This window comes from Trueperella sp. (assembly GCF_043424875.1).
In the GTDB taxonomy this organism is placed as follows: Bacteria; Actinomycetota; Actinomycetes; order Actinomycetales; family Actinomycetaceae; genus Trueperella.
In genome coordinates this window covers 1-12,121 of sequence record NZ_JBHWPL010000017.1, presented here as the reverse complement: position 1 = coordinate 12,121, position 12,121 = coordinate 1, and the positions used below count along the sequence as shown (strand labels likewise).

At 64.3% G+C, this 12,121-nt stretch carries 11 protein-coding genes; 1 reads left to right on the top strand and 10 read right to left on the bottom strand.

Features of this window, described 5'->3' with window-relative positions; translation table 11 throughout:
• Positions 1 to 402 precede the first annotated feature (402 nt).
• The 9 genes from ACHFFR_RS01245 to ACHFFR_RS01205 all read right to left on the bottom strand — a co-directional run bounded on the left by ACHFFR_RS01245 (position 403) and on the right by ACHFFR_RS01205 (position 9,243).
• The gene (locus ACHFFR_RS01245) at positions 403 to 1,146 is read right to left on the bottom strand and encodes a succinate dehydrogenase/fumarate reductase iron-sulfur subunit (protein ID WP_394262450.1); all 744 of its coding nucleotides are present in this window, start codon (positions 1,144 to 1,146) and stop codon (positions 403 to 405) included.
• Complete coding sequence (locus ACHFFR_RS01240) at positions 1,143 to 3,140, bottom strand: fumarate reductase/succinate dehydrogenase flavoprotein subunit (RefSeq protein WP_394262449.1); 1,998 nt, start codon at positions 3,138 to 3,140, stop codon at positions 1,143 to 1,145. The genes ACHFFR_RS01245 and ACHFFR_RS01240 overlap by 4 nt, the downstream gene beginning before the upstream one ends.
• A 15-nt stretch (positions 3,141 to 3,155) precedes the next feature.
• Positions 3,156 to 3,869 (bottom strand): succinate dehydrogenase cytochrome b subunit, encoded by a 714-nt coding sequence (locus ACHFFR_RS01235; RefSeq protein ID WP_394262448.1) that lies wholly within the window; start codon positions 3,867 to 3,869, stop codon positions 3,156 to 3,158.
• A gap of 184 nt (positions 3,870 to 4,053) precedes the next feature.
• Positions 4,054 to 4,539 (bottom strand): GNAT family N-acetyltransferase, encoded by a 486-nt coding sequence (locus ACHFFR_RS01230; protein WP_394262447.1) that lies wholly within the window; start codon positions 4,537 to 4,539, stop codon positions 4,054 to 4,056.
• A complete protein-coding gene (gene tsaB / locus ACHFFR_RS01225) occupies positions 4,539 to 5,231 on the bottom strand; it encodes a tRNA (adenosine(37)-N6)-threonylcarbamoyltransferase complex dimerization subunit type 1 TsaB (RefSeq protein WP_394262446.1) in 693 nt (230 codons plus the stop codon). Before tsaB ends, ACHFFR_RS01230 begins: the two co-directional genes overlap by 1 nt.
• A complete protein-coding gene (locus ACHFFR_RS01220; protein WP_394262445.1) occupies positions 5,212 to 6,078 on the bottom strand; it encodes a hypothetical protein in 867 nt (288 codons plus the stop codon). The genes tsaB and ACHFFR_RS01220 overlap by 20 nt, the downstream gene beginning before the upstream one ends.
• The gene (gene tsaE, locus ACHFFR_RS01215) at positions 6,075 to 6,593 is read right to left on the bottom strand and encodes a tRNA (adenosine(37)-N6)-threonylcarbamoyltransferase complex ATPase subunit type 1 TsaE (protein WP_394262444.1); all 519 of its coding nucleotides are present in this window, start codon (positions 6,591 to 6,593) and stop codon (positions 6,075 to 6,077) included. The genes ACHFFR_RS01220 and tsaE overlap by 4 nt, the downstream gene beginning before the upstream one ends.
• A 30-nt stretch (positions 6,594 to 6,623) precedes the next feature.
• The gene (alr, locus tag ACHFFR_RS01210) at positions 6,624 to 7,742 is read right to left on the bottom strand and encodes an alanine racemase (RefSeq protein WP_394262443.1); all 1,119 of its coding nucleotides are present in this window, start codon (positions 7,740 to 7,742) and stop codon (positions 6,624 to 6,626) included.
• Positions 7,735 to 9,243, bottom strand: coding sequence for a bifunctional ADP-dependent NAD(P)H-hydrate dehydratase/NAD(P)H-hydrate epimerase (locus ACHFFR_RS01205; RefSeq protein WP_394262442.1), 1,509 nt, complete (start codon positions 9,241 to 9,243; stop codon positions 7,735 to 7,737). Before ACHFFR_RS01205 ends, alr begins: the two co-directional genes overlap by 8 nt.
• 179 nt (positions 9,244 to 9,422) lie before the next feature.
• Between ACHFFR_RS01205 and coaA the strand changes: the two genes are divergently transcribed.
• A complete protein-coding gene (gene coaA / locus ACHFFR_RS01200; RefSeq protein WP_394262441.1) occupies positions 9,423 to 10,361 on the top strand; it encodes a type I pantothenate kinase in 939 nt (312 codons plus the stop codon).
• On the opposite strand, the gene glmM is transcribed toward coaA, so the two are convergent.
• Positions 10,358 to 11,686, bottom strand: a complete 1,329-nt coding sequence (gene glmM, locus ACHFFR_RS01195) for a phosphoglucosamine mutase (RefSeq protein ID WP_394262440.1) — start codon at positions 11,684 to 11,686, stop codon at positions 10,358 to 10,360. The two genes, coaA and glmM, sit on opposite strands and share 4 nt — an antisense overlap.
• Positions 11,687 to 12,121: the final 435 nt, after the last annotated feature.

The window sequence follows — 12,121 nt, the reverse complement described above, 5'->3', positions numbered from 1 at the left end:
GGCAACACCGCGATCGCGAGGCACTGACGATTGCGCTGCACGCATCGGCCGAGCCGATTCTCGTGACCGCCCGGGCTCTGGCCAGGGGTTATGCCAATCAGGTCAAGGCGTGCGCGGCGGTTCGACGATCCCGCGCCGCTTGAGATGCGACGCGGGCGCGGACGATTTGGCCGTGTACGAGCTTTGGATATTTGAAAATGTCGATGCGTCTTCCCAATCCAAGGTGGCGACGTGGATGAGCCACCCTCACCCGCGAACACGGACCCACCGGCACGAAATCGAGCACACAAAAAAGGTTCAGGCTAGACGTACGGGAAAATCCCCGACATCTAGCCTGAACCCCTCAGCTCTGTGTTGCTGACAGCTCTGTGTAGCTAACGGCTCTGTGTGGCTAAGCAGCGCCTAACGCCCGTGAACACCGGCCTTCATGAGGTCGCGGTTCAGAAGCGAAATCAGCTCGAGCGGCACTTCCTTCGGGCACGCGTCGTGGCATGCGCCGATGTTGGTGCAACCGCCGAAGCCCTCGGCGTCGTGCTGAGCGAGCATGTTCACCACGCGGTCGTGGCGCTCTGGCTGGCCCTGCGGGAGGAAGCCAAGGTGCATAACCTTCGCTGCGGTGAACAGCATGGCCGATCCGTTCGGGCACGCAGCCACGCAGGCGCCACAGCCGATGCAGGCTGCTGCCTCAAACGCGCGATCCGCGTATTCCTTGGGAACCGGAACTGCGTGTGCGTCCGGTGCCGCACCGGTGTTGACCGAAATGTAGCCGCCGGCCTGGATGATCCGATCCAGCGCGCCACGGTCAACAACCAGATCCTTCAGGACCGGGAAGGCTGTCGAACGCCACGGCTCAATCGTGATCGTGTCGCCGTCGTTGAACGTGCGCATGTGGAGCTGGCACGTCGTCGTCACCTGAGGTCCGTGGGCATCGCCGTTAATGACGAGACCACACTGGCCACAGATGCCCTCGCGGCAGTCGGAGTCGAACGCCACGGGCTCCTTGCCCTCGGCAAACAACTCCTCGTTGAGTTGATCGAGCATCTCCAAGAACGAGGAGTCCTCATCAACATTTGCGAGGGTGTGGGTATCGAAATGGCCGGAGTCTCCCTGACCATTCTGGCGCCAAAATTCGAGGTTAATTTTCACTTGTAGCTCCGCTGCTTCATCTCGACGAATTCGTATTCGAGGTCTTCCTTGTGGAGAACCGGGGCCTGCCCTTCTCCGGCGAACTCCCACGCTGCGACATAGGCGAACTTGTCATCATGACGCAACGCCTCGCCTTCTTCAGTCTGGGATTCGGCGCGGAAGTGGCCGCCACAGGATTCCTCACGATGCAGAGCATCGATACACATGAGCTCTCCCAACTCCAGGAAGTCGGCAACGCGGCCGGCCTTCTCGAGCGATTGGTTGAGTTCGTCGGCCCTGCCAGGCACTCGTACGTTCTTCCAGAAGTCTGCCCGCAGTTCGCGGATCATACCGATGGCCTTCTTCAAGCCCTCCTCGGTACGCTCCATGCCGCAGTACTCCCACATGATGTTGCCGAGTTCCTTGTGGTAGGAATCGACCGAGCGATTTCCTTCGTTCGTCATGAAGAAATTAACACGATCTTGGATCGTTTCACGAACAGCTGCCACCTCGGGGTGGTCCGCATCGAGCTTCTCGAACGGGCCATCGGCCAGGTAGTCATTGATCGTGTTCGGGAGGACGAAGTAGCCGTCAGCCAGACCCTGCATGAGGGCCGACGCGCCGAGGCGGTTCGCACCGTGATCAGAGAAGTTGGCCTCGCCGGTCACGAACAGACCCGGGATCGTGGACTGCAGATCGTAATCCACCCACAGGCCGCCCATCGTGTAATGGACTGCGGGGTAGATACGCATCGGAACCTCGTACGGATCCTCTGCCGTGATCTGCTGGTACATGTCGAACAGGTTGCCGTACTTGGCGGAGACCGCGTCCTTGCCCATGCGCTCGATGGCATCCGCGAAGTCGAGGTACACGCCGCGTCGCACATCGCGCGTCACGCCGTCCCTGCCCACTTCGGCGATGGCCGGGCCAACACCGCGGCCCTCGTCGCACATGTTCTTTGCCTGACGCGATGCGATATCGCGCGGCACGAGGTTACCGAACGCCGGGTAGATGCGCTCGAGGTAGTAATCGCGATCTTCCTCGGGAATATCGCGAGGATCCTTCGCGGCATCCTCTGCCTTCTTCGGCACCCAGATACGGCCATCGTTACGCAGCGACTCCGACATGAGGGTCAGCTTCGACTGCGACTCGCCCGTCTGCGGAATACAGGTGGGGTGAATCTGCGTGTAGCACGGGTTGCCGAAGTAGGCACCGCGGCGGTGTGCGCGCCAGACGGCAGATGCGTTACAGCCCATCGCGTTCGTCGACAGGAAGAAGACGTTTCCGTATCCACCGGAGGCGAGCACGACGGCGTCGGCCAGGTGGGTTTCGATCTCGCCGGTCTTCATGTCGCGGGCGATAATGCCGCGTGCGCGGCCGTCGACGATCACCAGATCAACCATTTCGTGGCGATCGTAGGTCTTGACGGTTCCGGCGCGGACCTGACGCATGAGCGCCTGGTAGGCGCCGATCAGGAGCTGCTGGCCAGTCTGGCCGCGCGCGTAGAACGTACGCGAGACCTGAACGCCACCGAAGGAGCGGTTGTCCAGCAGGCCGCCGTATTCGCGAGCGAACGGAACGCCCTGTGCCACGCACTGGTCGATGATGTTCGCCGAGACTTCGGCGAGGCGGTAGACGTTGGACTCGCGGGAACGGAAGTCGCCGCCCTTGATCGTGTCGTAGAACAGGCGGTAGGTCGAATCGTTGTCGTTCTTGTAGTCCTTGGCAGCGTTGATACCACCCTGCGCGGCAATCGAGTGCGCGCGGCGTGCCGAGTCCTGGTAGAAGAATGCCTTGACGTTGTAACCCATCTCGCCGAGCGAGGCTGCGCCAGCGCCACCGGCAAGACCGGTGCCCACCATGATGACGTTGAGCTTGCGGCGGTTGGCCGGGTTCACGAGGCGCGCTTCGAACTTGCGCTTCTCCCAGCGTTCAGCAAGAGGACCCGAGGGCGCCTTGGCATCGGCGATCGGCTCGCCTTCGCTATATAGGCCGTGAATCAATGTTTGAGTCATTTCTCTACACTCCCCCTAGGAAATTATTCCGACGAGAATCGCTGTCGGCGGCACCATGAATCCGACGAACAGGGCCAGCGCGATGACGTCAGCGATGGTCTTGTACGTACGCTCGCGCTTGGTGCGCGACAGGCCCATGGTTGCGAATGCCGACCACGCGCCGTGGTGGACGTGGTACAGAATGATGGCGAGCGAGACGAAGTAGATCACGTAGATGTACCAGTGCTCGGGCGAGAACGACTGAACCATACGCTCGTACGGCGAGATCTCGCGGAACTGGTCTCCAACCTCAATCGTCAGAGTCGTGAAGTGCAGTAGGTGGAACACGATGAACAGGACCAGACCGAGGCCGCCCCAGCGCATCATCGACGCGGTGTACTTGCGCGCGGTCGTAATCTTCTTGCCGGTGTTCACCTTGTATGCACGGCCGCGGGCAGTGCCAGCCCGGCGCCAGAGCGTGATTGCAGCGGACACGTGCACGACGATCGACACAGCGAGCGTAACGCGCAGAATCCACAAGAGACCCTCGTGCGGGATCAACGGGTATCCGAAGTCGCGCATCCAGTCGGCATATCCGTTGTAGGCGTCAGGTCCGCCAAACATCTTGAGGTTGCCGTACATGTGCACGAGCAGGAATAGGACAAAAATGGTGCCCGTGACGGCCATTGCAATTTTTAGTGCGACAGTGGTCCGACGGGCTCTCACATGATCAATAGTTGAAGTAGCCACGTGCAAAATCTAGCAAAATTCACAGCGATTTTTCGGCTAGTTGCCACGTTTTTCGCAGGTTTTAGGATGATTCCAATGACCGTTTTTCAGTTATTTTCACTGGTGATTCGCATCTAACCGCGCGGGCTAGCCAAAAGACTCAAATCGAACCATTTTGAGGGAATTTCGTGAGAGTTCGAGTGCGTTATTCAGTTTTTTCACGACGACGACCGGCCAGCTCGAGCTTCATCACCACGGCGTCGTCGTTGCGATAGTACTTTTTCCGCAAGCCCACCGGCTCAAAGCCCTCGCGCTGGTAGAAACGCTGCGCGCCGGCGTCGCTGGCTCGCACTTCAAGAAAGACTGCCTCGGCGCTATGGCTCCGCGCAATTGCAAGGAGCGCACGCAGCAGTTCGCGCCCGAGCCCGCGCCCACGCAGGTGCTCGGAGACGGCGATGGTGAGCAGTTCTGCCTCGGGGCCGTGCGAAATCCCGCCCACGCCCACAAGCGCGCCCTCGGTTCGGATCGGGCCGGGCTGGGTCACGAGGGCCAGGTACGTCCGCCCCTGCCCGCGGAGCTCGAGCTCCCACATGCGGGCGCTCCACGCGTCAATCCCGAAGTTCTCGAGGTCGAAGTCGGCGATCTTGCGCCACCACTCGGGCGGCACGGGGACGAGCGTGAAATCCTCCATCAGCGTGCCGGCTGAGGGCTTCCGCCTTGGGTGTCGGGGCGGCGTAGGTAGAGCGGCTCGGTATCGAGAGTAACCTCTTCACCGGCCTCCTGCCGGGTGAGTCGAGATTCAACGAGGCGCACCATCACCTGCGGCGATAGCGTCACGACCTCGCGTTCGACGCCGCGAACGTCGTCCAATTCGGGATACAGGTCCGCGCTCGAGGCCGCGAGAATCGCCGGCTCGCGCTGCAGAATCTGTGTGAGCTCATCGGGCTTCATTACGGAGTGCTCGGCGATCACGGCCACGTCGTCGCCGCCCATGGGCCGCACGCGCATGGCATAGACCTCGCGGCGGCGCGCGTCGATGAGTGGCACGACCTCCTGAGCGCCGCGATCGGCGGCCGCAAGCCCGAGAATCTCAAGCGAGGACAGGCCATACACCGGCACGTTCCACGCCCGCGCGAGGGTGCGAGCGGTGACGAGGCCGGCGCGCAGCCCGGTGAACGCGCCCGGGCCGGTTCCGACGACGATCGCATCCGGCTTATCAACCTCCGCATCCGCGAGAGCCTCCTTGACGAGCGGAGCCAACTTTTCGGCGTGCTCGCGGGTGGAATCGCTCGTGGCGAGCGCGAGCTCGGTGTACTGCCCCATCTCGGATCGGCACACGCCCACAACAATCGTGGTGGAGGTATCAATCGTCAAAAAGTTCACTGTCATCCTTCGTCTTTTTCGTGCGGTACACGTTCACTTTGGTCCCCGAATCGCGGAACTTCGTCTTCGATCCGAACGTCCCCACCACGCCCTTGCGCTCGACGTTCGCTAGCTCGTCGGGGGCGCCCTCGTCGTCGTCATCGCGCGATTGCTGTTCGGCGCGCAACCACACGAGCGATCCGACCAAGATCGCCAGAACCGCCAGGACCAGCGCCACCGTAAGCGGCAGGCTGCGGGCTTCGCTTTCGACGGGGCCGACCGGCGCGTCGGCCGGCTGGGTCACGGGATCGGAACTCGAGAGGATGCGACTGCGCTGCGCGAGGAAATCGTTAATCGGCACCGAGCCGAGCACGATCTTGGCTCCCGCGTCGTCGGCAGGTTCGATCGTGGAGTCGCGCTGAATAAACCAGGCGCTGAGTTCGGAGTCCCACACAAACGTGGTGTCCTCTTCGTCGCGCGCGATTGAGGTGCCAAGCCGCGCGTCTCCTCGCACGATCTCGTCGCCCGCCACGCCGTCGTCGAAATTCACGGATACCGCGCCAACGGCCGTATCGCCGTTCATGATCGGGGCGATCCACCGCGCCGATGGCTGGATGGCGGTGTCCGGCGTCGTTCCCGTTCCCATGACGGATGTGAGCTCGGGATCGCCAACGGTCAGCGCAGTGAGCTCCTCCGTTGTGAAATCGGGGAAGGCGTCCGCGCCGTAGGAGCGCACGGTTGCCTGCGCCTTGTCGGCAAACCAGTCGGCTACCGCCTCGGGGACCTGGGGCGGATCGTCTGTGGGTGTGGCCTGCGCGGGTGCGGCGAGGCCGAGCAACAGGGCAATGATGAGGAGCAGCCGCTTCATGTGCGCTCCACCAGATCCGGGACGGCGCTGCGAATGGCATCCGCGAGCGCCTCTGCGCGCTCACCGTGCGGGCGCAGGGTCAAGATGCGCGGTTCGTCCGCGCCGAGATCTTCGGGGTCGAGATCGGCATCGCCGCCGACGGGCCGCTCGATATCGATTTCCAGGCGCGAGCCGGTCAGCGATTCGACCTTGCCGGCGCCCCATTCGACGACGGTCAGGGAGTCCTCGAGCGAGGCGTCCAGATCGAGCGCGTCGAGCTCATCCATCGACTCCAGACGGTAGGCGTCCACGTGGACCAGATCGAACCGGCCGGGGTGGATGTGCGCGATGACGAAGGTTGGCGAGGATACCTGCTCGCTGACGCCGAGCCCGTCGGCGATTCCTTGCGTCATCGTCGTCTTTCCCGCGCCGAGGGGGCCGTTGAGCATGACGAGGTCTCCGGGCATCGCGTGCTCGCCGATTGCCCTGCCAACCCGATGAATATCATCCACGGTTGGAACTTCAATGCGTGCCATATCCCCTACCTTTCCCAGCTATTGTACGCACTACGGCGCGTCCACGCGCTGGACGTGCTGGCCGATACGCGAGACGATCTCGTATCCGATGGTGTTCGTCAGAGCCGCCCAGTCGTCGGCGGTCGGCAGGCCATCGCGGGCGTCGCCGAACAGGATGGCCGTCTGGCCCGCTTCGAGGCCCACGCCTTCGATGACGAATTGGTCCATGCACACTCGCCCGCGGATCGGGCACACTGCCTCCCCCACGCGCACATTCGCCACGTTCGAGGCGAGCCGCGGGATTCCGTCCGCGTAGCCGAGGGGCACGACGGCGAGGTGCGCGTTCGCGGAGGTCACGTACGTGTGATTGTAGGAGACTCCCTTTCCGGCGGGAACGTCCCTGCTGGTTAGGAGGTCGGCCTCGAGTTGCATCACGGCGCGCAGGCCGATCTCGTCTGCTCGTTGCACCTGCGGATTCGGGCTCACGCCGTAGAGTGCGATGCCTGGCCGCACGAGGTCGTAGTGCGTGGACGGGTGCCAGAGCGCGCCCGCGGATGCGGCGAGGTGGAGAACCTCCGGAACCACCCCCGCCTCGGCGAGCACGGTTCGCGCCTCTTCAAAGACAGCGGTCTGGTATTCGGTTTGGCCGCTCGTTGGATCGTCCGCGCACGCAAGATGGGACCAGAGCCCGACGACGTCGGCAACGCCCTCCGCAGCCAGCTCGGCGATCTTCGCGGCGGCAGCCGGAAGGTCGGCAATCGCGAATCCGCCGCGCGACATCCCCGTGTCGACCTTGACGTGAACGCGCGCCGTTTTTCCGGTGGCGCGAGCCGCCCGTTCGACGTCGGCGAGCGCCCACGGCGACCCGACGGACAGGTCGAGATCCGCTGCGAGCGCCTGCGTCAGATCCGCACCCGGGGTGAAGATCCAGGTGAGGATACGCGCGGTTGGCAGGTAACGCCGGAGCTCGAGGGCTTCAGCAAGCTGAGCGACGCCGAACCACTCCACGCCGTCCTCGCGCGCCCAGCGAGCCACCCGCTCCAGGCCGTGCCCGTAGGCGTCCGCCTTGACGATCGCCATGAGCTCGGCGGACGTGGCGCCGCGAAGTGCGCTGATGTTCTCGGCCAGCGCGCTGCGGGAAATCAGCGCCCGCGACGGGTAGCTACTCATTGAGCATCCTCTCGATGACATCCGGTATCGCCGCCGCGATCTGGCTGGCCCGGATCGGCCGGCCCACGCGCCCTTGTGACGACGAAGCGAGAATAGCCGCTTGCGCGTGAATATGCGAAGCCGCCGCGGCCAACCGTGCGGGCAGACCCTCACTCAAGTCCTGCGCGTGCATGGCAAGGAGCGTGCCGAGCAGGCCGGCGAGCACGTCGCCCGCGCCCGCGGTGCCCGTCCATCCCGGTGCGCCGCCTTGCACGTAGACCTCGCCCGAGGGAGCTGCCACGACGTCGGTGGCGAACTTCGCGAGGATCGTCGCGCCGGTGAGCTCCGCGGCTTTCTTCGCCGCCCACACCGGCCGCGCTTCCACCTCGGCTCGGTCAACTTCGCTCCCCTTGGCCCGTAGGAGCGCGGCGAGCTCGCCGGCGTGCGGGGTGAGGACGGCGCTGTGGGGGAGGTCGAGCTTGTAGGCCAGTTCAATCGCGCCGGCGTCCAGCACCACGGGATTGCCGTCCGCGAGCGCGTCGTAGCACCGCGAGCGCGCGAAATTGAGCGTGTCGAGGCCGGAGCCGATGACGAGGCTTTGGACTCGCCCATCTGCTGGCACCACCTCGGGAAAGGCTGGGATCACGAGCGGGCTGTTGCCGAAGTAGCGCACCATGCCCGGGCCCGCGCCGAGCGCTCCGGCCGCCCCGAGAACCGCCGCGCCCGGATACGTGTCCGAGCCGGTCAGCAGCCCGACCACCCCGCGCGTGTACTTGTGATCGTCGACGCCGGGAACGAGCCACAGATCGGCGACGTCGGAGTCCGCGAGCTCCATGACGTCCGCCTGCGCAGGCAGATGCGCCTCAAAGCCCAGATCAACGACGTCAACCTCGCCGCATACGTATCTGGCCGGCGGGAGCACGTGCGCGGGCTTAGCGCAGCCCATCGCGACAGTCAGGCTGGCTGGCAGGACGGGGCCGGGCAGCGAGCCGTCGTCGACCCCAACACCCGAGGGCGTGTCGACGGCGATGATGTAGGGCTCATCCGGGCTCGCGAGCCGTTCCTCCTCAAGCACGCGAATCCACGTGACGTACGGCTCTCGCGCGCCGCCGGTGGCGCCAATGCCAAGGAGCCCGTCGATCCAGATCCCGCCATAGTCGGCAACGTCGCGCAGGCGCGCGATCGCGGCGTCCGAGGTCGGGTCGTCAAAAGCTACCAGGTGAACGCCGGAGCGCTTGGCCGCCCGCAGGCCGTCGTCGTGAACATCGCCCGTATAGATGGCCGTGACGGCCAGACCGCGCTCGGCGAGGAACGCGGCGGCGAACAGGGCGTCGCCGCCGTTATTGCCCCGGCCAACGAGCGCGAGCACCGTGGAGCCTGGGATGCGAAAACCCTCGCGGCGAAGATAGGCGAGCGCGTGGTTGGCGACGGCGTAGGACGCGCGGCGCATGAGCGGCACGCCCGCCTCGAGCAGTGGTTCTTCCGCCCGCCGAACTGTCTCGGCTACATAGGCACGTAACATGATCTCTCCCGTCGACCCCTCTACTCTACGCCGACCGCTCGGCTCGCCTTGGCAACTCCCACCCCATTTCGCTGGGCTGCGCTGGTTCTCGCTCGGCGGCCCGGTCAACACAGGCCGGCTCCGGTGCTCACGGGCCGACTCCGTGTGCGAAAACCTCCCGATCTTGGCACACTTGGGGAATGGCTCATGACGATCCCTCCCCCTACGTCACGTTTAATCACGACGAATGGGCCGAGCTTGCCCAAAACGCGCCGCTGCCCCTCACGCAGGCAGACCTCGATCGCATCTCCTCGCTCGGCGATCCGATCGACCTGCAGGAGGCGGACGCCGTCTACCGGCCGCTGTCGGCGCTCATGCAGACGTACGCCACGTGCACGGGTCAGTTATATAAGGAAACGAGCGGGTTCTTTGGGCGCCAAGCCGAGCGAACGCCGTGGATCGTGGGGATCGCTGGCTCGGTCGCCGTCGGGAAATCCACCGCCGCGCGCCTCATCCAGCAGCTACTTTCGCGCTGGCCGCGCACACCGAACGTCGACCTCGTGCCCACCGACGGTTTCCTCTACCCCAACGCCGTTCTCAAAGAGCGCGGAATCATGGGGCGCAAGGGTTTTCCGGAATCGTATGACCGCCGCGCGCTCATCGATTTCCTTCACCGCGTGAAGTCCGGCGAGGAGGAAGTGGAAGTGCCCGTGTACGACCACATTTCCTACGACATCGTGCCTGACGAGAAGATCGTCATTCGCAAGCCGGCCATCCTCATCGTTGAGGGGCTCAACGTCTTGCAGCCAGCGCACCCGAAATCGCGCTCGCAGCTCACGGTCTCCGACTACTTCGACTTCTCCATCTATATGGACGCCGACGAGGCCACGCTGCAGGAGTGGTATATCTCCCGCTTCCGCTCTCTGCGCACCACGGCCTTCGCGCACGAGAACTCATACTTCCGCTCGTACGCCAACCTCTCGGACGAGGAGGCGGAGGCCACCGCGCGCCAGATCTGGGCATCCATCAACCTGCCCAACCTGCGCGAGAACATTGCTCCCACGAAGTCTCGCGCCACGGTGATCCTCACCAAGGGCGAGGATCACCGGATCGAAGAGATCGCGCTGCGAAAGATCTAGATCGAGAGCTTGTCCTGGACGATGCGCGCCAGGTGCTCGGCGACGTCGTCGGTCTGATCCTGCGTCTTGGCCTCGACCATGACGCGGATGAGTGGCTCCGTACCCGAGGCGCGGATGAGCACGCGCCCCGAATCGCCGAGCGTGGCTTCGGCCGCCGCCACGTCGTCGCTGATTTCATCCACGCGGTTCTTGTCCACGTTCGGCACGTTGATGAGGCGCTGAGGAAGCTCCTCCACAAACGAGACGGCCTCGGACAGCGGCTCCTGGCGGCGCGCGATCTCGGAGGCGATGAGGATCGCGGTGAGCGTGCCGTCGCCGGTGGTGGCGTGGTTGAGGTTGATGACGTGGCCGGACTGTTCGCCGCCGAGCACGAATCCGCCGCGGAGCATTTCTTCGAGCACGTAGCGGTCGCCCACGCCGGTCACCGCGTAGTTGATGCCCTTCTCGTCGAGCGCTAGGCGCAGGCCGAGGTTGGACATGACGGTGATGACGAGCGTATCGTGCGGAAGCTCGCCGCGCTCCCTCATGGCAAGCGCGAGCAGGCCCATGATTTCGTCGCCGTTCACGAGCTTGCCGTAATGGTCCACGGCAAGGCAGCGATCGGCGTCACCGTCGAAAGCGAATCCCATGTCGGCGTCCGCCGCCTTGACCATCGCCTGGAGGCGGTGGGTGTGCGTGGAGCCCGAGTTGAGGTTGATGTTGCGGCCATCTGGGCTGGCATTGATCACGACGACGTCGGCGCCCAGTTCCTGGAAGACCTTCGGCGCCACGTACGATGCGGCTCCGTTGGCGCAATCGAGCACGATCGAAAGTCCTTCGAGCGGGGCGCCACAGCGAACAAGGTGATCCATGTAGACGCGGTCGGAGACTTCGGAGGATTCATCGATGTGGCCGACGTCCGCGCCGATTGGGCGCTCCCAGCCGTTGGACATGTTGGCCTCGATGCGGTCCTCGATCGCGTCATCGAGCTTGAAGCCGTCCGCGTTGATGAACTTGATGCCGTTGTCAGGCATGGCGTTGTGCGAGGCGGAGATCATGACGCCGAGGTCGTATCCGCGGGCGGAGGTCAGGTACGCGATGCCCGGCGTGGGAATCTCGCGCACGTGCTCCACGTTCACGCCGGCCGATGCGAGGCCTGCGCCCACCGCGTGCGAGAGCATGGCCGAGGACTGGCGGGTGTCACGGCCGATGATTGCTTTGGGGCGGCCCTCCGCTTCTTCGGCAAGAACACGCGCTGCTGCCTGACCGAGGAGCAGTGAAAACTCGGGTGTGATCTCGCGGTTTGCGAGGCCCCGAACTCCGTCAGTCCCAAAAAGCCGTGCCATAAAATATCTCCTTAACCGCCCGCTCGCGCAGGCGTCACTTGCGACATAATAAGGAAATTATCGCACGCGGGTGGCTCAAGAGCGGAGAAGCGGGCGAAGTATCCGCGATCTCACGCCCAGGCAGGGTTCGCGCCCCCGCTCGGGCACGGGGTGCCCCCAACTCGTTCCTACACCGGCCACTCATTGCGCAACCCGGGCAAGTTCCCACCAAACCGGGCAGGAACTTCCTGCACCATTTAGGAAGAACCTGCACCATTTGCAGAAAGGGCACGCGTGCGCGGGAGGGAAACGGAGGGCGCGGGCAGCACGCCGAGAGCGCACGTGCACCCCGGACATGCAACGGCGGCCCGGGACCGAATGGTCCAGGGCCGCCGTGCGCGATGTCGTAAAAGCTTAACGCTTCGAGAACTGCGAGGCCTTACGTGCCTTCACTTA